Source organism: Cupriavidus sp. 96C5-1 (assembly GCF_057798855.1).
Genome location: NZ_JBYOJU010000015.1, coordinates 70922 through 92134, shown reverse-complemented (window position 1 = coordinate 92134; position 21213 = coordinate 70922). Strand labels below are relative to the sequence as shown.

The 21213-nt window shown below is 67.1% G+C and carries 16 protein-coding genes; 5 read left to right on the top strand and 11 right to left on the bottom strand.

The features are described from left to right. Positions 1-42 precede the first annotated feature (42 nt). Together AC3FOF_RS18150 and AC3FOF_RS18145 are read left to right on the top strand one after the other, a co-directional pair. The gene (locus AC3FOF_RS18150; RefSeq protein WP_488727348.1) at positions 43-1203 is read left to right on the top strand and encodes an acyl-CoA dehydrogenase family protein; all 1161 of its coding nucleotides are present in this window, start codon (positions 43-45) and stop codon (positions 1201-1203) included. Positions 1204-1217: 14 nt separating this feature from the next. Next, entirely contained in the window at positions 1218-2222 is a 1005-nt protein-coding gene (locus AC3FOF_RS18145) for an acyl-CoA dehydrogenase family protein (RefSeq protein WP_488727347.1), read from the top strand. Between the two features lie 13 nt (positions 2223-2235). Here the strand turns inward: AC3FOF_RS18145 and AC3FOF_RS18140 are convergent, their stop codons facing one another. Further along, the gene (locus AC3FOF_RS18140; protein WP_488727346.1) at positions 2236-2919 is read right to left on the bottom strand and encodes a TetR/AcrR family transcriptional regulator; all 684 of its coding nucleotides are present in this window, start codon (positions 2917-2919) and stop codon (positions 2236-2238) included. A gap of 108 nt (positions 2920-3027) precedes the next feature. Between AC3FOF_RS18140 and AC3FOF_RS18135 the strand changes: the two genes are divergently transcribed. Continuing rightward, positions 3028-4488: a protoporphyrinogen/coproporphyrinogen oxidase gene (locus AC3FOF_RS18135; protein ID WP_488727345.1), complete on the top strand. Its 1461-nt coding sequence runs from the start codon at positions 3028-3030 to the stop codon at positions 4486-4488. Between the two features lie 45 nt (positions 4489-4533). Here AC3FOF_RS18135 and AC3FOF_RS18130 read toward each other — a convergent pair whose 3' ends face one another. The 9 genes from AC3FOF_RS18130 to AC3FOF_RS18090 form a co-directional block, all read right to left on the bottom strand. Further along, complete coding sequence (locus AC3FOF_RS18130; RefSeq protein ID WP_017227432.1) at positions 4534-6060, bottom strand: SpoVR family protein; 1527 nt, start codon at positions 6058-6060, stop codon at positions 4534-4536. Positions 6061-6192: 132 nt separating this feature from the next. Then, a complete protein-coding gene (locus tag AC3FOF_RS18125; RefSeq protein WP_017227431.1) occupies positions 6193-7470 on the bottom strand; it encodes a YeaH/YhbH family protein in 1278 nt (425 codons plus the stop codon). A 37-nt stretch (positions 7471-7507) separates the two neighbouring features. Next, positions 7508-9430, bottom strand: a complete 1923-nt coding sequence (locus tag AC3FOF_RS18120; protein ID WP_017227430.1) for a PrkA family serine protein kinase — start codon at positions 9428-9430, stop codon at positions 7508-7510. 456 nt (positions 9431-9886) lie between these two features. Further along, the gene (locus tag AC3FOF_RS18115) at positions 9887-11047 is read right to left on the bottom strand and encodes an acyl-CoA dehydrogenase family protein (protein WP_488727382.1); all 1161 of its coding nucleotides are present in this window, start codon (positions 11045-11047) and stop codon (positions 9887-9889) included. A gap of 150 nt (positions 11048-11197) precedes the next feature. Further along, positions 11198-11977 (bottom strand): enoyl-CoA hydratase/isomerase family protein, encoded by a 780-nt coding sequence (locus AC3FOF_RS18110; RefSeq protein WP_017227428.1) that lies wholly within the window; start codon positions 11975-11977, stop codon positions 11198-11200. A 75-nt stretch (positions 11978-12052) separates the two neighbouring features. Next, positions 12053-13045: a tripartite tricarboxylate transporter substrate binding protein gene (locus AC3FOF_RS18105; RefSeq protein ID WP_488727344.1), complete on the bottom strand. Its 993-nt coding sequence runs from the start codon at positions 13043-13045 to the stop codon at positions 12053-12055. A 104-nt stretch (positions 13046-13149) separates the two neighbouring features. After that, the gene (locus AC3FOF_RS18100; protein ID WP_488727381.1) at positions 13150-14892 is read right to left on the bottom strand and encodes a long-chain fatty acid--CoA ligase; all 1743 of its coding nucleotides are present in this window, start codon (positions 14890-14892) and stop codon (positions 13150-13152) included. Between the two features lie 48 nt (positions 14893-14940). Continuing rightward, positions 14941-15933 (bottom strand): tripartite tricarboxylate transporter substrate binding protein, encoded by a 993-nt coding sequence (locus tag AC3FOF_RS18095; RefSeq protein ID WP_488727343.1) that lies wholly within the window; start codon positions 15931-15933, stop codon positions 14941-14943. Positions 15934-15952: 19 nt separating this feature from the next. Beyond that, positions 15953-16957, bottom strand: a complete 1005-nt coding sequence (locus tag AC3FOF_RS18090) for a tripartite tricarboxylate transporter substrate binding protein (protein ID WP_488727342.1) — start codon at positions 16955-16957, stop codon at positions 15953-15955. A gap of 350 nt (positions 16958-17307) precedes the next feature. Here AC3FOF_RS18090 and AC3FOF_RS18085 point away from each other — a divergent pair, with 350 nt between their 5' ends. Further along, positions 17308-18468 (top strand): AraC family transcriptional regulator, encoded by a 1161-nt coding sequence (locus tag AC3FOF_RS18085; RefSeq protein ID WP_488727341.1) that lies wholly within the window; start codon positions 17308-17310, stop codon positions 18466-18468. A gap of 40 nt (positions 18469-18508) precedes the next feature. On the opposite strand, the gene AC3FOF_RS18080 is transcribed toward AC3FOF_RS18085, so the two are convergent. Further along, positions 18509-19216 (bottom strand): GntR family transcriptional regulator, encoded by a 708-nt coding sequence (locus tag AC3FOF_RS18080; RefSeq protein ID WP_017227081.1) that lies wholly within the window; start codon positions 19214-19216, stop codon positions 18509-18511. 367 nt (positions 19217-19583) lie between these two features. Between AC3FOF_RS18080 and AC3FOF_RS18075 the strand changes: the two genes are divergently transcribed. After that, on the top strand, positions 19584-21194 hold the full coding sequence (locus AC3FOF_RS18075) for an ABC transporter substrate-binding protein (RefSeq protein ID WP_488727340.1): 1611 nt from the start codon (positions 19584-19586) through the stop codon (positions 21192-21194). The last annotated feature ends 19 nt before the right edge of the window (positions 21195-21213 follow it).

Genomic DNA, 21213 nt, shown 5'->3' with positions numbered 1-21213 from the left:
TACGCGCCCGCCGCCCCTCGCCGCCCCATACGGAGACCCGTCTTGACCTCCCTGCTCAGCACCTTCCAGCTCACTGCCTTGCCGCCCGCGGCAGCCGCGTTCCGGCGCGAGGTGAAAGCCTTCCTGGCCGAGCACCTGCCAGCCCTGCCGCCCGAGATCCGCGCCCGCTCGTGGATGGGCTTCAACGCCGATTTCAGCCGCGCGCTTGCCCGGCGCGGCTGGGTGGGCATCACCCTGCCGGCGCAATACGGCGGCGCCGGGCTCGATCCCTTCTCGCGCTTCGTGCTGGTGGAGGAGTTGCTGGCCTGCGGCGCGCCGGTCTCGGCCCACTGGATCGCCGACCGCCAGAGCGGGCCGCTGATCCTGCGCTACGGCAGCGAGGAACAGAAGGCCGTCTACCTGCCCCGCATCTGCCGGGGCGAGGCCTTCTTCTGCATCGGCATGAGCGAGCCCAACTCGGGCTCCGACCTCGCCAGCGTCGCCACGCGCGCCGTGCCGCAGCCAGACGGCAGCTGGCGCCTGAACGGCCGCAAGATCTGGACCACCAACGCCGACCGCTGCCACTACATGCTGGCGCTGGTGCGCACCTCCGGCAAGGCGGAGGACCGCCAGCGCGGCTTGTCGCAGGTCATCGTCGATCTTTCCGCGCCGGGCGTGACGGTACGGCCAATCCGCGACCTTGCGGGCGACGCGCATTTCTCCGAAGTCAGTTTCGAGGATGTGACGCTGCCCGCGCAGGCGCTGGTCGGCCGCGAAGGCAGCGGCTGGGAACAGGTCAACGCGGAGCTGGCCTTCGAGCGCAGCGGGCCGGAACGGCTTTACTCCAGCGTGGTGCTGCTCGACACCTGGATCGCCGCGCTGCGGCGCGCGCCGGCGGCGCGGCGCGACACCGTCGCCATTGGCCGGCTGGCGGCCAGGCTGGCGGTGCTGCGATCCATGTCGCTGGCGGTCACCGCCAGGCTTGCCGAGGGCGCAAGCCCGGTGGTGGAAGCCGCGCTGGTGAAGGACCTGGGCACGGAATTCGAGCAGTCGATCCCGGCGCTGGCCGAAGCCGCGCTGGGAGACGATGCGCAACTCGCCGCCGATCCCGGCCTTTATCGCACCCTGGCCTATGTGAGCCAGGTCGCGCCGTCCTATTCGCTGCGCGGCGGCACGCGCGAGATCCTGCGCGGCATGATCGCGCGGGGCCTTGGCCTGCGCTGAAACGGAGTTCTCCCATGCACAATGCTTTTTCAGACGCGCTCGAAACCGTGCTGCGCGACTGCTGCCCGGCTGCCGTCGTGCGCGCCGTCGAAGGCGGCGAAGATCGCCCCGCCCTGTGGCAGGCGCTGCAGGACAGCGGCTTTGCCGACTGCCTGTTGCCCGAGGAGGCCGGCGGCGCCGGCCTGCCGCTGGAGGAGCTCGCGCCGGTGCTGTTCGCGCTGGGCCGTCACGCGCTGCCCCTGCCGCTGGGCCAGACCCTGTTTGCCCGCGCCCTGCTGCATGCCGCCGGGCTGGCGGTACCGCCCGAGCCCATCGCCCTGGCATGCTTCGATAGCGCCGGCGATGCCGCCGACGATCGCGCGCTGGTGGCCGGCGGCGCACAGGCGGCGTGGTTCCTGGTGCAACAAGGCACGCATTGTGCGCTGCTGCCCCGCGCCCGCGCGCAGGCCCGCGCGACCGGCGCCCACGCCGACCTCGCGGCGATCCTGCCCCGCCCCGCGTGCGACGGCCTGCCCGCCTTCACGCTGCCGGCTGGCACCCTGCGCCAGATCGGTGCCTGCCTGCACGCGGCACAACTGGCGGGCGCGATGTCGCAGGTGTTCGACATGACGCTGCAATATGCCAACGACCGGCAGCAATTCGGCCGGCCCATCGGCAAGTTCCAGGCCATCCAGCACCAGATCAGCGTGATGGCCGAACACGTCACCGCCGCGCGCATGGCGGCGCAGATCGCCTGCGCGGGCACCGGCTGGCTGCCGGACCCGCTGCGCGCGGCCATCGGCAAGCTCAACGCCAGCGAGGCGGTCACGCCGGTGGCGGCCATCGCGCACGCGGTGCATGGCGCCATCGGCATCACCGCGGAATACGATCTGCAGATCTATACCCGCCGCCTGCATGCGTGGCGGCTGGCGGACGGATCGGAGCACTACTGGGGACGGGTGGTGGGAGAAGCCGTATGCGGCGAGGCGGAACGCGGCGTGGTCGAACTGGCCCTCGGCTGGAGCACCGACGCCGCCTGAATCCGCCCGCGTATCAGGCCGCGTCCGGGCCGCGCAGCAGCATGCCCCAGCACAGGCGCACCAGTTCGTCCTCCAGCGCGGGGCTGCCGAGCAGGGGCGAGCGCTCCAGCGACGCGGTCCTCACCACCCCGAACAGGGCGCGCGTGACCACAAACATCTGGGCCGGCGCGGGTACCCGCAGCGCCGGCATGCCGAGTGCCTGCAACTGCGCGCCGATGCGTTCGCTGGCGGTGCGCAGCGCGGCCACGGCATCCTCGTCGCGATCATGGCGCCAGGCCAGGCGCGCCAGGGCCCGGGTGTGCGGGTCGTGCCCGCCGAAGCTGTGCACATAGGCCTGTACATAGGCGCGCAGGGCGGCGCGCGCGGCCTCTTCCGCCGCGGTCCCGACCGCCTCGGGTGCGTCCGCCCAGACCGCCATGCGCTCGGCCAGCATGGCCTCCAGCCCCGCCATGGCGCTCTCGCGCAATTGCTCGATCAGGGCCCGGCCGATGGCCGCGCGATCGGCGAAGTACTGATACAGCGAACCGACCGACACCCCCGCCAGCGCCGCGATCTGTTCCGTGGTGGGCTCCGGCTGGTTCCGCATCTCGTGCTCGGCGAACAGGCTCGCGGCGGCTTGCAGGATGGCCTGTACGGTATGTTGGGCGCGCTGCTGCGAGGGCTGGCGGCGCCTTGGCGGTTCGGTGGCGGTGGGCATGGGAAAACCTGAGCGGAAAGCGAATTGGCCTGCGTACGGGAAGCCGGTAGATTGTCGCACGTCGCCCGGATCGTTCGGGCGCTCGAGACATGGGACAGGCCGCAGAACATGCAGAACATGCAGAACATGGTTACCGCTTCGCCGCTTCCACCGCTTTCATCGTTGCGCCCGCCGCCGCCGGGTGAATCCGGCCGCCCGCCCACCGTGATCGTGGCCGGCGCCGGTATTGCCGGACTGTGCGCCGCGGATGCGCTGGCGCGCGCGGGCGCGCAGGTCCGCGTCTTCGAAGCCAGCGGCGAGGTGGGCGGCCGCATGCGCACCGATATGCTCGGCGGCCACCGGATCGAGTGCGGCGCGCAATTCCTGTCGGCCGGCTATACGGTGCTGCCGCAGCTGGCGCAGCGGCTCGGCCTGGCCGGCGAGATCGGCATGGCCAGCCAGGTCAATGCCGTGGTGCGGCAAGGCCGCCCGCGCCGCGTGCGCGCGGACAGCCTGTTCGACCCGCTGCGCAGCGGCCTGCTGGGGCTGCCCGGCTGGCTACGCCTGGGCCTGGCCCTGAGCGGGGAGCGCCACGGCCTGCAGACGCTGCCGCTCGACGACCTGGGCCGCTGGACGTGCTACGACCGGGAATCCGCCAGCCACTGGCTTGCGCACCGTGGCTGCGCAGACGCGCTCGCCTACGTCACCGAGCCGATGCTTCAGGGCCTGTATTTCCTTGCCCCTGAAACCACTTCCGCCGCACTGGCGATGATGGCCAGCGGCTTCGGCTGGCGCCGCCATGCCACCACCTCCCTGGCGGGCGGCATGCAAAGCCTGCCGCGCGCGCTGGCACGGACGCTGGATGTCGAGCTGAACCGCCGCGTCGAATCCATCCGCCAGCACGGCGCCGGTGTGATGGTGACGGGCGCGGGCTTCTCGGCCAGCGCCGACTATGTCGTCTGTGCGCTGCCGGCGCCGCTGGCACAGCGCGTCTGGCAAGGCACGGACCCGCTCGAGCGCCGCCTGCTCGCCTCCGGCTATAGCCGCACCATCAACCTGTCTTTGCTGACGCGGCCGGGCTTCCGGGTGCCGGCGAGCCTGGCCGGCACCTACGGCCTGCTGGTGCCGCGCGGCGAACGCCGGCATGTGGCGGCGCTCGCGCTGGAGGCCGGCAAACGCCATCACGGCGGCCCCCGCGATGCGCAGGAACGTGGGCAAGTGGTCCAGGCGATGCTGGAAGACGGTGCCGCCGCCACGCTGATGGGCGCAAGCGACACGCAGTTCCTCGCCGAAGTGCTGCCCGAGATCGAGCGCTATCTCCCGGGCATCTCGCGGCAGTTGCAGGACGCCAGGATCACGCGCTGGGAGCAGGCCATGCCCCATGTGCCGGTGGGCCGCGCCGCCGACGTGCTGGCCTACCGGACCCGCGCGGACGCCGCGCAAGGCCGGATCTTCCTGGCGGGAGACTATGTGAACGCGCCCTTCACGGATGCAGCAGCCGCTAGCGGGCAGTGGGCTGCCGCGGCCATCCTGCGCGCCGCCGCGCAGGCGGCGCCGGCAAGGCACGCCGCCGGCCACGAGGGCGGCTGAGCGCACACGGCGCGCGGCGCTTCGCCGCCGCCGGGCCCGGGCGGGTCAGGCCGCCTTGCGGTGCCGGCGTTCCGGCTTGCATTCGTACTTGGACTCGCGCCGGCCGTCCTCGTAGGCCACCTCGAGCCGGACCGTAAAGCCCCACAAGCGCGTCACGTGCCGGATCACCTCGTCGAAATTCTGCGCCAGCGGGCGGCGGTCGTTCTGCAGGTGGCGCAGCGTCAGCGAGCGGTCGCCGCCCACATCCACATTGGTGATCTGGATATTGGGCTCCATATTCGACAGGTCGTACTGGTTGGCCAGCAGCTGCCGGATATTCCGGTAGCCCTCGTCGTCATGGATGGCGGTCACCCGCAGCTTGCTTTCGCGATCGTCGTCGAGCACGGAGAACAGCTTGAGCTCGCGGATCACGCGCGGCGACAGGAACTGCAGCAGGAAGCTCTCGTCCTTGAAGTTGCGCATGGCAAAGTCGAGCGTCTTGCGCCAGTCGCTGCCGGCGAACTCCGGCGCCCAGCGGTAGTCTTCTTCGGTCGGGTTCTCGCACATGCGGCGCAGGTCCTGGAACATCAGGAAGCCCACGGTGTACGGGTTGAGGCCGCTGTAGTACGGACTGTTGTACGGCGGCTGGTAGATCACATTGGTGTGCGCCTGCAGCAGTTCCATCATGAAGGCGTCGTTGACCAGGCCTTCTTCATAAAGCTGGTGCAGGATGGTGTAGTGCCAGAAGGTGGCCCAGCCTTCGTTCATGACCTTGGTCTGGCGCTGCGGATAGAAGTACTGGGCGATCTTGCGCACGATGCGCACGATCTCGCGCTGCCAGGGCGCCAGCTTGGGGGCGTTCTTCTCGATGAAGTAAAGCAGGTTTTCCTGGGGCTCCGGCGGGAAAGCCGATTCGCGCTCGATCGCTTCGTCGTCTTCCAGCGCGCTTGCGCGGTGCTTGGGCAGGGTGCGCCACAGGTCGTTGACCTGCATCTGCAGATAGTTCTCCCGCTCGGTCTGGCGCGCCTGCTCCTCGGCGATGGAGAGCTTCTTGGGCCGCTTGTAGCGGTCCACGCCGTAGTTCTGCAGCGCATGGCAGGAATCCAGCAGCAGCTCCACTTCCTGCTCGCCGTAGCGCTGCTCGCATTCGGCTACGTAGTTCTTGGCGAACAGCAGGTAGTCGATGATGGCGTCGGCGTTGGTCCAGGTGCGGAACAGGTAGTTGCCCTTGAAGAAGGCGTTGTGGCCGTAGCAGGCGTGCGCGATGGTCAGCGCCTGCATCGGCATGGTGTTCTCCTCCATCAGGTAGGCGATGCAGGGGTTCGAGTTGATGACGATCTCGTAGGCCAGGCCCATATGCCCGCGCTGGTAGCTGCGCTCCGACGCCAGGAAGTGCTTGCCGTACGACCAGTGGCTGTAGCCCACCGGCAGGCCGGACGATGCATAGGCATCGAGCATCTGCTCGGCGGTGATGATCTCGATCTGGTTGGGATAGGTGTCCAGTCCGAAATCGCCGGCAATGCGAGCGATTTCGCGGTCATAGCGCTGGATCAGCTCGAAGGTCCACTCCGAGCCGGTGGAGAGATATGCCATTTACGACCCCCGTTGCGGGCGAAGATTTCCCCCGCTTCTCAATCGCCTCGGGTTGCCCCTCTCGCCGAAGGGAGAGCGGAAAACCGTCTGGCGAAGCAGCCGAAAAACACCTGCAAGAAACGACACCCTACCTCAGCGGCTCGACGGCCAGGCCGCCTTCTTCTGGAACAGGTCATGCAGCACAGGATAGATCTCGTCCGGCCCGATGATACGCTGCATGGCGAAGTTCTCATGGCGCTCCTTCACCGCCAGATACTCTTCCCAGAGGTTTTGCGGCTCCTCCGAAGCCACCTCCACATAGGCGTAATACTGCACCAGCGGCAGGATGGATTCGCGCAGCAACCGCCCGCACAACTCCGAATCGCCCGCCCAGTTGTCGCCGTCCGATGCCTGGGCGCAGTAGATATTCCACTGGCTGGCGGGATAGCGGTCGTGAATCACCTCGACCATCAGCTTGAGCGCGCTGGATACAACCGTACCACCGGACTCGCGCGAATGGAAGAAGTCCTCCTCGTTCACTTCCTTCGCCACCGTGTGATGGCGAATGAACACCACGTCGATACGGTCGTAGTTGCGCTTGAGGAAGAGATACAGGAGCATGAAGAAGCGCTTGGCGAGATCCTTGCGGCTCTCGTCCATCGAGCCGGAGACGTCCATCAGGCAGAACATCACCGCCTGCGCCTGCGGGCGTTTCTTCAGCACGCGGTTGTTGTAGCGCAGATCGAGCTTTTCAATGAAGGGCACGCGTTCCACGCAGGAGCGCAGGTGGCGCATTTCCTTCATCAGCTCGAGCGCCCGTGCCGAATAGGGCCCATCCTGCTCCAGCACCTCGCCATACTCCTGCTCCAGCACGGTGAGCCTCTTCTGATACGGGCTCGACAAGGCGATGCGCCGCCCCAGCGAACTTCGCATGGTACGGAGGATGGAGAGATTGGACGGCGTGCCGTCGATGGAAAATCCCGCCCTGACCTTGCGGACCTCGGCAATCTTGGCAAGGTGGCGCTTGGCCATGTCCGGCAGCGCCATGTCCTCGAAAAAGAAGTTGAGGAAATCCTCGCGCGACAGGGTGAAGACGAAATCATCCTCGCCTTCGCCCGAATCGCTCGCCTTGGAGCCGCCCCCGCCCGACCCTTGCTGCTGGCGGTCGAAGCTATCCCCCCGGACGAACTTCTTGTTGCCCGGGTGGATCCACTCCCGCCGGCCGCCCTGGCCGTGGTGGAAGGCAGGTTCGGAGATGTCCTTGACCGGAATGGACACCTGCCCGCTCTGCTCGATGTCCATGATCTTCCGGCCGGACACCGCCTTCGCTACCGCCTGGCGTATCTGCTCGCGGTAGCGTTTGATGAAGCGTTGCTGGTTGACGGCACTCTTGTTGCCGCCGTTCTCGCGCCGATCGATGACCGTGGCCATATGCTTGCCCTCGTTAAGAGGCCTCGTTCAGGCGCCGTTACGATGATTTTCTTACGCGCAAATACCACTCCACAAGTAGGCGGACCTGCTTCGCCGTGTAACCCTTCTCAACCATGCGGTTGACGAAGTTCGCGTGCTTGTCCTGATCCTCGCGAGAGGACTTGGCGTTGAACGAGATCACGGGCAGCAAGTCTTCGGTGGTGGAGAACATGCGCTTCTCGATCACCATGCGCAGCTTCTCGTAGCTGGTCCAGGCGGGGTTCTTGCCCGCGTTGTTGGCCCGCGCCCGCAGCACGAAGTTGACGATCTCGTTGCGGAAGTCCTTGGGGTTGGAAATCCCCGCGGGCTTTTCCACTTTCTCCAGTTCGTCGTTCAACGCGTTGCGGTCGAGAATTTCGCCGGTGTTCGGGTCGCGATACTCCTGGTCCTGGATCCACAGGTCGGCAAACACCACGTAGCGGTCGAAGATGTTCTGGCCGTATTCGGAGTACGACTCCAGGTAGGCGGTCTGGATCTCCTTGCCGATGAACTCCACGAACGGCGCGGTCAGGTACTCCTTGATGTAGGAGCGCAGCTTGGCTTCCTGTTCCGGCGGGAACTGCTCGCGCTCGATCTGCTGTTCGAGCACATAGAGCAGGTGCACCGGATTCGCGGCCACCTCGGTATTGTCGAAGTTGAAGACCTTGGACAAGACCTTGAAGGCAAAGCGCGTGGACAGGCCGTTCATGCCTTCGTCGATGCCAGCGTAGTCGCGGTACTCCTGGTACGACTTCGCCTTGGGATCGACGTCCTTCAGGCTCTCGCCGTCATAGACGCGCATCTTGGAGAAGATGTTCGAATTCTCCGGCTCCTTGATGCGGGTGAGCACGGCGAACTGTCCCATCATCTTCAAGGTGTTGGGCGCGCATGGCGCAGCCGACAGCGAACTGCTGCGCAGCAGCTTGTCGTAGATCTTCACCTCGTCCGACACGCGCAGGCAATACGGCACCTTGACGATGTAGATCCGGTCGAGGAAAGCCTCGTTATTCTTGTCGGCCTTGAAGGTTGTCCACTCGGCTTCGTTCGAGTGCGCCAGGATGATGCCGTCGAAGGGGATCGCGCCGAAACCCTCGGTACCCTTGTAGTTGCCTTCCTGGGTCGCGGTCAGCAACGGGTGCAGGACCTTGATGGGCGCCTTGAACATCTCGACGAACTCGAGCAGCCCGCGGTTGGCCAGGCACAGGCCGCCGGAATACGAGTAGGCATCCGGATCGTCCTGCGGGAAGTCTTCCAGCTTGCGGATATCGACCTTGCCGACCAGCGAGGAAATGTCCTGGTTGTTTTCATCGCCCGGCTCCGTCTTGGAGATCGCAATCTGCGACAGCACCGATGGCCTGAGCTTGACCACGCGGAAGCGCGTGATGTCGCCGTTGAACTCGTGCATGCGCTTGACCGCCCAGGGCGAGGCTATCGTGCTGAGATAGCGCAGCGGGATGCCGTAGTCCTCTTCCAGGATCTTGCCGTCTTCCTCGGGGGCGAACAGCCCGAGCGGCGATTCATGGATGGGTGAACCCTTCAGTGCGTAGATGGGAATCTGCTCCATCAGCGCCTTGAGTTTTTCCGCCAGGGAAGACTTGCCGCCGCCGGGAGGCCCGAGCAGGTAGAGGATCTGTTTGCGTTCTTCGAGACCTTGCGCGGCGTGCTTGAAGAAAGAGACGATCTGTTCGATCGTGTCTTCCATGCCGTAGAACTCGCGGAAGGCCGGATAGATCTTGATGACCTTGTTGAAGAACAGCCGCGACAGCCGGGGATCGTGGTGGGTATCCACCAGTTCGGGCTGACCAATGGCGGCGAGCATGCGCTCGGCCGCGGTCGCATAGGCGGAAGGATCCTTCTTGCAGATATCCAGATACTCCTGGATGCTGTATTCCTCTTCCTTGCGAGCTTCGAAGCGTGTGGCGTAGTGGCCGAAAATGTCCATACCTCACTCCCGTCAGATTCCCGTCCGAGGCGAAGGCAGCTCTGCTACATCCAAGACTTCGCGGCAGCTTTTGCGGCTCCGCCACCCCGGCCTGGCGGTGCTGCCATGTTGCGAAATCCTTACTTCATCATAGTCAAATAACGGCGAGAACCGAGAGTCGGTTGACGAACTTTTCAATAGCGCAACAGATAAGTCCGACTCACCGTACCACCACTCCAGGCCCCACTCGCGACGGGCATTTGAACCATGTCTTGTGACACACATTACACCTTTCCCGCTTTCCCTGCACAGGCGGTTTGTAACCGGTTGCGCGCTTCGCAGCGCGCAACCCGCGCTGCGCGGGGCGTTGCGGCCAGCCTACTGCCAACGTACTACGGCGTTGGCATGAGAGGCTGAGCGCGTGGTCCCGCACGCACGCACGCATCGTGCGACTGTCACACTGGCGTCGCACCGGCATCAAAGCGTGCGCGCCACCAGCTCCTTCATGATCTCGTTGGAGCCGCCATAGATCTTGCCCACCCTTGCGTTCGCATACATGCGGGCGATCGGGTACTCGAGCATATAGCCGTAGCCACCGTGCAGCTGCAGGCATTCATCGATGATTTCGCAGTTCTTCTGCGAGCACCACCACTTGGCCATGGCCGCGGTGGGGGCATCGAGTTCGCCTGCGAGCAAACGCACCATGCAATCGTCGACGAAGGTCGCGGCGATGGTTGCCTCGGTCTTGCACTCCGCCAGCTTGAAGCGCGTGTTCTGCATATCGATCAACGGTTTTCCGAAGACCTGGCGCTCGCGCACGTAGTCGGTGGTGAGTTCGATGGCGCGCTGCATGCTCGCCACCGCCCCGAGCGCGATGATCATGCGCTCCTGCGGCAGTTGCTGCATCAACTGGTAAAAGCCCTTTCCTTCCTCCTCGCCCAGCAGGTTGTCAACGGGCACGCAGACGTCATCGAAGAACAGTTCGGCGGTGTCCTGGCCCTTCTGTCCGATCTTTTCCAGAATACGGCCGCGCCTGAAGCCTGCCAGGTCCCGGGTCTCGACCATGATGAGGGAGACCCCGCGCGCGCCGGCTTCGGGATCGGTCTTGGCCACCACGCAGATCAGGTCGGCGTGGTAGCCATTGGTGATAAAGGTTTTTGCACCGTTGATGCGATAGATGTCTCCATCCTGGCTCTTCTCGCGCACCGCCCGGGTGCGTACCGATTTGAGATCGGACCCCGCGCCGGGCTCCGACATGGCGATGGCGGCCACCATGGCGCCTGAAGCCATCTGCGGCAGCCATTTGCGCTTTTGCGCCTCGGTACCGTAGTTGAGCAAGTAATGGGCCACGATGCCGCTGTGCACGCTGTTGCCCAGGCTGGTGGCGATCGCACGCGCCATTTCGGTACAGATCACCGCCTCGTGGGCAAAGTTCCCGCCACCGCCGCCGTACTCTTCCGGAATACTCGCGCACAGCAGGCCGACTTCGCCCGCGCGGTTCCAGACCTCGCGGTCGATGTAGCCACGCTCGGCCCAGCGCGCCTCGTTCGGCACCAGCTCGCGCTCGACAAAGCGGCGCACGGTGTCCTGGAACATGCCCAGCTCTTCATTCATCCAGGACGCCTTGCGGGCCGCCATCGTCACGTTCTTGTCGGGATTACCCATGCTGTTCTCCTTGATTGATGTCGCTTGCCGCGGCGCGGACAGGCCGGGGCAAGGGGTGGTCCTGCGTTCTTGGCCGGAACGGGAGCGTGCTGCATCGCAGCACCGGTCCGGCGGCCCCGGGGATCAGTCGGGCCAGCGGTAGCGCGGCGGCTGCTTCTCCAGGAAGCGGGCCGCGGCCTCCTTGCGGTAGCCGGTGGCGAAGGCGATACCCTGGCCGTCCGCTTCCATCTCGAGCATGCTGTGCAGGTCCTGGTTGAGCGAGGCATTGAGCGCCTTCTTGGTCAGCGCCACCGCGACCGGGGAGGCTTCGGTAAAGGCCGAGGCCAGCGCCAGCGCGCGCGCCTGCAGTTCCCCGGCAGGCACGATCTCCATCACGATGCCCTGCTGCAGCGCCGCTTCAGCGCTCAGTTCGCGCATCGAGAACATCAGCGCCTTGGCACGCTGCAGGCCAATCATGCGCGGCAGCGTGTAGAACACGCCGCAATCGGGTATCAGGCCCAGGCGCAGGAAGGGCAAGCCAAAGCGCGCGCGCGGCGTGGCCAGGATGATGTCGGCCACCAGGGCAAGGCTGAAGCCGGCGCCATAGGCCGCCCCGTCCACCGCCGCGATCACCGGGCGGTCGAGATGGATCAGGTCCTCGAGCCAGGGATGGATGGCCGCGAGGCGCTGGCGGCCTTGCTCGGCGCTGATCTCGCCCTGCATCGAGCTGATGTCGCCGCCCGAGCAAAAATCAGTGCCTGCGCCAGTCAGGATCAAGGCGCGCACGCTGCCATCCTGGCGCAACTGCTGCACCACCTCGCCGATCTCGCGGCGCATGGTGCCGTTAAGCGCGTTTTTGCGCTGCGGGTAATCGAGCGTCAGGGTGGCAATGCCATCGGCAACGGCATAACGGATGGTCTCCATGGAAATCCCTCCTGGTGGATCCTGGTGGCAATGTGTATAAAAAGGCATGTTCTTGAGTAGCGGGCGCAGCGGCGCTCAGTCCAGCTGGATGTGGGCATCGCGCACGATGCGGGCCCACTTGGGCGTGTCGGCCGCGATCACCTCAGCCAGTTCCTCGGGCGACGATCCGACCGGCTGCAGCCCCATTGCCGACAGCCTCTGCGAGATATCGGGCAGGCGCACGATGCGGCCGATTTCGGCCGAGAGCCGGCCGACCACCTCGCGCGGCGTACGAGCGGGCAGGAACACCGCGAACCAGCCGCTCGGCTCGAAGCCGGAAAAGCCGGCCTGGGCGAAGGTGGGCACCGAAGGGATCGACTTGTAGCGCTGCGTGCCGGTGATGGCCAGGATCTTGAACTTGCCGCTGCTCAGATAGCTGTTGGCGGAGGTCACATCGACAAAGGCCGAATCCACCTGCCCGCCGAGCACGTCGCTGATCAGCGGCGCGGCGCCCTTGTAGGGGATATGCACCAGGTCCAGTCCGGCCTGCATCTTCAGCAGTTCGCCGTGCAGGTGCGAGGAGGTGCCGTTGCCATATGAGCCATAGCTGAGCTTGCCGGGGCTGGCCTTGGCCAGCGCCACGAACTCGGCCATCGTATTGGCCGGCACCCGGTTGGGCACCACGAACAGGTCGAAGGACCTGGCCAGCAGGGAAACCGACGCGAAATCGCGCCCCACGTCATAGGGAATGCGCTTGTACAGGCTGGGCGACTGGATCATGGCGGTAATGCCGAGCAGCACCGCGTAGCCGTCGGGCGGCGCCTTGGCCACGATATCGTTGCCGAGCATGCCGCTGGCGCCGGGCTTGTTGTCCACCACCACCGGCTGGCCCCAGGCCTCGGTCAGGCGCTGACCGATCATGCGCGCGATGGTATCGGTGCCGCCGCCGGCCGGATACGGCACCACCATGCGGATTGGCCGCCCCGGATAGCTCCCCTGTGCCAGCGCCGGCAGTTGCCACCCGCCCAGCAGCGCGCCGCCGCCCAGTGCCGCTGCCTGGCCCAGCCAGGTCCGTCTGGTTGCTTTCATCGTGTCTCCCCCTTCTTTTTCATGCCGCGCGCGCGGCACCGGCAGATCCGGTGGCATCCGCTCGCGGTAACCGCTGCTATTGAGTGAGCTATTGAGCTACTGAGCTATTGATTCCCGCCCGGGTCCTGCTCCAGCTCCTGCAGTGCCCGCCACTGGATCTTGCCGGTGGCGGATTTGGGCAGGGCGTCGACAAAGCTGACCATGCGCGGCACCTTGTAAGCGGCCAGCCGCTCGCGGCACCACGCCATGATCTGCTCGGCGCTGGCCTCGGGCGTGCCGCGCGCGGCCGGCTTGAGCGCCACCACCGCCTTGACGGTCTCGCCGCGGCGCGCATCGCGCGCCGCGATCACGCAGGCTTCGTGGATGGCGGGATGCCCATAGAGCAGGTTCTCCACCTCGGCCGGCCAGACCTTGAAGCCGGACGCATTGATCATGCGCTTGAGCCGGTCGCGCATGAAGAAGTAGCCTTCCGCGTCCATGAAGCCGAGGTCGCCGGTGCGCAGGAAGCGCTTGCCGTCGAGCTCGACGAAGGCTTCGGCATTGGCCTGCGGGTTGCGCCAGTAGCCTTGCATCACCTGCGCGCCTTGCGTCACGATTTCGCCCAGCTCGCCCTGCGGCAGTTCGGCCAGCGTATGCGGATCGATCACGCGTGCGTCCACGCCGAAGGTGGCGATGCCCAGGCATTCGCGCTTGGGGCGGTGGCGCGGGTTGGACAGCAGGAAGGCGGCGCTCTCCGTCAGCCCGTAAGCCTCCACATAAGGCAGGCCGAAGCGCTCCTGCAGCATGGTTGCCACAGCTTCGGGCATGGCGGCGCCACCGCCGCCGAGGTAGGCGAGGCTGGACAGGTTGCGCTCCCCGATGCCGGGCTGCGCGAAAAAGTCCACCAGCATGGCCGGCGGCGCACCCCAGGTGGTCACCTGGTAGCGCTCGATCAGGTCTGCTGCCAGCGCGCGATCCCAGCGCGGCAGCAGCACGATGGTGGCGCCGAGATAAAGCGGCGCATGGATACCGTTCTGCATGCCGAGCAGATGGAACATCGGCGCCACCGACAGGCATACGCTCTCCGGGCTGGCGCTGCGCCACAGCTGCGAGCCCACCGCCGCGCTCATCAGCGTGCCGTGCGTATGCATGCAGCCCTTGGGATGGCCGGTGGTGCCCGACGTATAGGCCAGCATGCAAAGCGTGTCGTAGCCGGCCTGGTGCGGCCCCGGACGATGGCCCGCGGCGTCGGCCTGCGCCCACGACGCCAGCGTGGCGCCGGGCGGCGCGCCGGCGGGCAGCGGCGCGCGCTGGCGCAGCCATGCGGGCACGGCCGGGCCGGCACCGGCAACCGCGCCGCCGTCGCCAAGCATGTCGCCATACTGATGCACGATCACATGTGGCAGCCTTGCGCCGTGCAGCGGCGCAATCTGCGGATACAGCTCCGCCGCGACGAAGGCCGCCACCGCGCCGCTGTCGTCCGCCACGTGCTCCAGTTCGCCGGTCAGCCACATCGGATTGGCAGGCACCACCACTGCCTCGGCACGCAGGATGGCGTAATACGCGACGATGAACTGCGGGCAGTTCTGGCTGAACAGCATCACCCGGTCGCCCGGCGCCACGCCGCAGGCCTGTTGCAGGTAGCCCGCCATGCGCTCGATCTGCGCCTGCAGGCTGGCGTAGGTGATGGAGGTGTGGAAATACCGGATCGCGGCCTTGTCCGGATAGCGCCGGGCGGCCACCTCGACGTTGTAGGCCAGGCTGGTGCGCGGCACGTGCACCTCGGCTGGCATGCCGGGGGGCCAGAACGGGGAGCGATAAGTGGGGGACGGGGCAACAGTGGACGGGGAAACGGAAGCAGCTTGCATCATGGAAAACACAGGAGAAGAATGGCGCCGGCCGCCGCCGGGCTGGTGTTAATCAAGGCGGATGTTCCGGGTGCGGATGACCTTGCCCCAGCGCGCGTAGTCGCTGCGCATGGTGTCGGCAAAGGCATCAGGCGTGCTGCCGGCGAGCACCACGCCCATTTCGCTCATGCGGGCGCGCAAGGCCGGGATGGCCAGCACGCGGTTGACGTCGGCGGAGAACTTTTCCACCACCGGGCGCGGCGCGGCGGCCGGCAACAGGAGCCCGAACCAGCCCATCGAGTCCATGCCCGCGATGCCGCTCTCGCGGAAGGTCGGCACCTCGGGCAACTGCGGCGCGCGCGCCGGCCCGGTCACGGCCAGCGCGCGCAGGCGGCCGGTGGCCAGGTGCGGACGCGCGCCCATCACCGAGACGATGGCCGCCGGCACCTGGCCGCCAAGCAGGTCGTTCAGCTCCGGCGCCTCGCCCTTGTAAGACACATGGGTCATGTCCAGCCCGGCCGCTTCGTTGAAGACTTCGCCATAGAGGTGGCCGCTGGAACCGGTGCCGAAGGAGCCGTAATTGAACTGCCGCGGCTTCGACTTCACGAGTGCGATGAACTCCGCAAGGGTCCTGGCGGGCACCGAGCTGTGCACCGCGAACACCAGGCTGGTGGTGCCGAGCTGCGACACCGGCGCAAAATCCCGCACCGGGTCGAACGGGGCCTTGGCGTACAGGCTGGGCGCCTGGACCAGAGTGGTGATGGTAAGCAGCGCGGTATGGCCGTCGGGATCCGCCTTGGCCACGGCGTCCGCGCCGATCATGCCGCTGGCGCCGGGACGGTTCTCCACCACGATGGGCCGCTGCCACGCCTTGCCGAGCGGCTCGGCGATGGCACGGGCCAGCACGTCGGTGGCGCCGCCCGCCGGATAGGGCACCACCAGCCGCACGGGCCTGGACGGAAAGCCCTGGGCACGGGCGGGCCGCGGACCCAGGCCAAGGCCGCCGGCGGCCAGGGCGCCGGCGCCGATCTGCTGCAATGCCTTGCGGCGCGTGTGCTGCATCGCTGCTCCTGAACAGGGCTCAGTCGAGCCGGATATTGAGTTTGCGGATCACGCCGGTCCAGTACGCCTGGTCGGCGCGGGCCACTTCGGCGAACTCGGCCGGACGCGATCCCTTCACGATCACACCGAGGTCGGTCATGCGCTGCCGGATATCGGAACCGGCCAGGATGGCGTTCACATCCGTCGCTACCTTTTCCACGATGGGCCGCGGGGTGCCGGCCGGGGCAAACAGGCCGAACCAGCCGGGCCCGTCCAGGCCGCGGTAGCCCAGTTCCTGGAAGGTCGGCACCGCCGGCAGCATGGGCGCGCGCGTGTTGCCCACCACCGCCAGCGGGCGCAGCTTGCCGGTCACCACGTGCGGCTTGAGCGCCATCACGGAGACGGTGCCGAGCGACATCTGGCCGCCCAGCAGGTCGTTGAGCAGCGGTGCTTCGCCCTTGTATGGCACATGGATCATGTCCAGGCCGGCGGCACCGGTGAAGACCTCCATATAGAGATGGGCGCCGCTGCCGGTGCCGTAGGTGCCATAGGAATAGGCCCTGGGCCGGCTCTTTACCAGTTGCACGGCCTCGGCAAGGCTGGCGGGCATGGAGGCGTTGCCGGCCACCACCAGGTGCGAGGAGGCCAGTTCCGACACGGCGGCAAGGTCGCGCAGCGGATCGAAGGGCGGCTTGGCGTACTGGCTTGGCAACTGCACCACGCTGGTCAGCGTCAGCAGCAGCGTGTGCCCGTCGGGCGCTGACTTGGCCACGGCGTCGGCGCCGATCATGCCGCTCGCGCCCGGGCGGTTTTCCACCACCACCGTGCGTTGCCACTGCTGGCCGAGCGGTGCGGCGATGGCGCGGGCGAGCACGTCGGTGGCGCCGCCGGCCGGGTACGGCACCACCAGGCGCACCGGCCGCGCCGGGTACGCAGCGGGCGCGGCGCCCTGCGCCAGCGCGCCCGGCAGCCCGGACATGCCGCCGCCCGCGGCCAGCGAGGCCGCGCCGATCCGCAACAGCGCCCTGCGACGATCTGCCTGCATCCTGCCCTCCCATCCTGAGGTGCCAAGCCGCGCCTCGAGGATACGAGGCCGGCAAGGGATGAGATTGCGCGATGCTGCGCTGCGTGGACAATGACCGTTCGGCCCAAAATGATTGGCCGAATCGTTCAGGGAAAAGCCTGCCTTCGGTAAATCCGGATTGTGCGCGGGCGCCGCCTCGGGCTAACTGGCGGGCACGGCCGGCACGCGACCGGCAGCTTCGGGAATGGATCCGGCCAACGAGATCCGGCCAACGCGCTGGCAAACGATCCGGCAGCCCCGGCCCGCAGGCTGGTGGCGCCGGGCACCGGCGATGCCGCACTTCCCAGGCGTCCAACGAGGACGAGGAGACCATGCATATCGCCGCACTCAGGGCGCCCGCGCCTTCATCGATGCCGTTGCCGGCCGGCGCCCGGAAGCAGGACGCCATGCTGCAGCGCCTTCGCGAGGCGCCACGGGCCGATGCGGGCCGGCCCCCCGCCCGCCATACCATCGCCGTGCTGCAGGTGCACCAGATCGTGCAGGGCGCGCGGCGGCTGGGCTGCGACATCGAGGCGCTGCTGCGCCGCGCCGCCATCTCTCCCGCCTTGCTGCAGTCACCCAGCGCACGCGTGACCCAGGGCCAGTTCGCCGCGCTGATGCGCTCGCTGCGCCGCGTCACGCGCGACGAGTTCTGGGGCTTGCTGAGCCGGCCGGTGGCGCCGGGCGTGTTCGCCCAGGCGTGCCGGGCCCTGATCCATTGCGCCACGCTGGAAGATGCCCTGCGCGCCGGCTTGCACCAGTACCGCCTGCACCTGGACGATTTCGTGCCTCGCCTGCAGCAGCGCGGCAGCCAGGCCACCCTGCTGCTGCTGCCGCGCGCGCCCGCCACGCCCTGCCGCCTCTACGCTGAATCGACCTTCGCTTTCCAGGCCTATGGCGTAGCCAACTGGCTGGTGGCGCAGCGCATCCCGCTGGCCGCCGTCGACCTGGCCGCGCCAGCCCCGGGGCCGGCCGCCGCGCCCGCCCGGCTGACCGACACCGAGCGCGTGTTCAATACCCAGGTGCGCTATGGCCAGCCGCACACCGCCCTGCATTTCGACGCCAGCTGGCTGCGCTTGCCGGTGGTACAGGACGCCAGCAGCCTGCAGGCCTTCCTGAACGACACTCCGCGCAACCTGCTGACCCGCTACCGGGACGATTCCTGCCTGGCCGAGCGCATCCGCCGTCACCTGCGCTGCCATCTCGACGGCGAACTGCCTTCGCTCGAGCAAATGGCGGAGGCCCTGCGCCTGACCCCGCAAACCCTGCGCCGCCGGCTGCGCGACGAAGGCCGCGGCTACCAGAGCATCAAGGACAGCCTGCGCCGCGACGCGGCCATCGGCTTCCTGGAGCACACCGACCTGCCGCTGCAGCAAGTGGCGCTGCGCGTGGGCTTTTCGGAACCCAGCGCCTTCCACCGGGCGTTCAAGAAATGGACGGGGGTGGCGCCGGGCGAATACCGGCAGCGGCAGATGATGGGCTGCGCGGCCTGAGCCGCGCGCCTGGACAGGGGATACGGCGGATGGCGGACGGCTAGATCGTCTGCAGCCGGAAACGCTCGATGGGCTCGGGGTGGGCCTGCTGCATATGCGACAGCACCTCGTTGCGCGAGTCCTGCATGATCTTGCGCATGGCGCGTTCGGCGGTCTCCGCGTCGCCGGCGGCAATGGCGCCCAGCACCCGTTCGTAGTCGGCCACGCTCTGCGCACGGCGCGCAGGCGTGATGTAGTCCATCGGCTGGCTGGTGACCCACAGCATCTGCCACACGCCATCGTGCGGCAAGGTCCGGTAGGCCTGGATCAGCTGGCGGTTGCCGCAGGCATGCATCAGGCCCACGCCCATGCGGCCGATCGCCCGCACGAAATCGATCAGGGCCGGCTCGGGCTCCCGGCCGAGCGCGCGCAATTCGTCCAGGCGGTCCCGCAGGGGCGCCAGCGCCGCCTTGTCCGGATTGATGGCGAGGTAGCGCACGGCCAGCGACAGCAGCGCACTGCGGATATTGAAGATGTCGATCAGGTCGTCCTGCCGGAGTTCGACCACGAAGGCGCCGCGCCGGGGCGCGATCTGCACCAGCCCCTGCTTCTCCAGCACGCGCAGCGCGTCGCGCACCGGACCGCGGCTGATGTCGAAGAGCTCGGCGATGGCCTGCTCCTTGATCTGCTCGCCCGGCGCGTATTGCCCGTTGAGGATGGCCTGCCCGAGATGCTTGGCGACCTGCTCGGGGATGGTGGCCGCAGTCATGCGCCGCCGCGGCGGCGGCGCGGCAGGCCGTGCTTCCAGATCCGGGTCGGGGGCATCGGGCCCCGGCGCGGCTGGCTGTATTCCAAAGAATCCGCTCATGACAAGGAGGCCGCTGATTAGGATTCTGCCCATTCTATACAGCGGTCTCATCTGCGTAAATCGTCGATTGTTAACAATTAACCGTTGACGTAACGCCTGAGTGCTCCCATACTTTTTTTGCCACCCGCGGCGACCGACCGGGAGCCGCAGCCGCGCATCGACACCGATGCGATGCGTTGCGGCCTCACCCCAAGGCGACCGGACCACGTATTCCATCGGGGGCGGAGACAACCAGCCGGCACCTTGCCGGCGCCACCGGAGAAGCACGATGCGCCAGCATTCGCTGCAGACCATGATCGGCGGGCTCCTGCTGGGGGCGCTCGCGTCCACCGCGGGCGCGCAAGCCAGCAAAGCACCAGCCACTCCCACCGCCGCGCCCGCCACCGGCAGCCTGACCGTGGCCTTCGGCGCCGAGTCCACCACGCTGGACCCGGCCAAGATCTCCGCGGGTGTCGATCACTATTTCGTCGGCCAGATCTTCGAGATGCTGACGCGCCGCAATGCCGCGCTCCAGGACGAGAACTGGCTGGCCGAATCGTGGAAGCTGGAAACCGGAAAGGACGGCAAGCCGGTGCTCGACGTGCATCTGCGGCGCGGCGTGAAATTCCACAACGGCGATCCGCTCACCGCCGAGGATTTCGAGTTCTCCTGGCAGCGCCAGCGCGACCCGAAGAGCAGCTTCTTCTCGCACTATGTGTCGTCCGTCGAACGCTTCGAGATCCTCGATCCGCTGCACTTCAAGTTGTATTTCAAGGAGCCCGACGCGCAGTTCATCGTCGGCAATATGCAGCTCTGGGCCATGCCCAAGAAGTACATCCAGAAAGTGGGCGAGGAAGAATTCGCGCGCAGGCCGGTCGGCACCGGCCCCTGGAAATTCGTCTCGCGCACGGTCAAGGACGAGTTGAAACTGGAGGCCTTCGACGGCTACTGGAACCAGGCCAGGCGCCCGGCCATCAAGGAACTGACGATCAAGATCATCCCGGAGGACCTGACCCGGGTGGCCGCCTTCAAGACCGGCCGCGTGGACTGGATCGACAACGTGCCGCCGTCGATGGTGGAAGAGTTCAGGAAGATGCCGGGCGTGAAGACCGCCACCGTGGTCAGCGGCAACAACCTCTTCCTGAACTTCAATACCCAGATGCCCAAGTCGCCGTTCAACGACGTGCGGGTGCGCCAGGCGGCAGCCCACGCCATCGACGTCGACGCCATCATCAAGCGCGTGCTGTTCGGCCAGGGCGAGCGCTACGCGCAGATCGGCAAGGAATCCACCGGCTACGATCCGGCGCTCAAGCCTTACACATACGATCCCAAGCAAGCCCGCGAACTACTCAAGCAGGCCGGCTACCCGAACGGCTTCGACACGCCCTGCTACAACCTCACCACGCCGCGCGAACCCGGCATGAAGGAGGTTGGCGAGGCGATGTACGCCTACCTGTCCTCGGTGGGCATCCGCTGCCAGGTGCGCAACCTGGAGTACGGCGCCTGGATCAGCCTGGGCAAGCGCGGGCGCAGCGGGCCGCCCGAGATGGACGGCGTGCTGAGCTGGATGTGGTCGCAGGGCCTGCCCGGCGATCCCGGCCTGGCATGGTCCGGCCACCTGCACAGCTACGCGCCCGGCGGCTGGGGCACTTACTCCTATACCGCCGACAAGGAAGTCGACGCCCTGCTGGAAAAGCAGCGCGGCACCATGGACCCGGCCGCGCGCGCGGAACTGCTGCGCCAGATCGCGCGGATCAAGCAGGAACGCGTGCTGGGCGGCCTGCCCACCTACCGGCCGCTGGTAACCTTTGCCTGGCGCGAGGACAAGATCGACTACGTGCCCTGGCCCATCCGCGATTACTGGCGCGCCTTCCAGGAAATCAGCTGGAAGAAGAAATAGCCTGGCGGCGGCCTTGCCG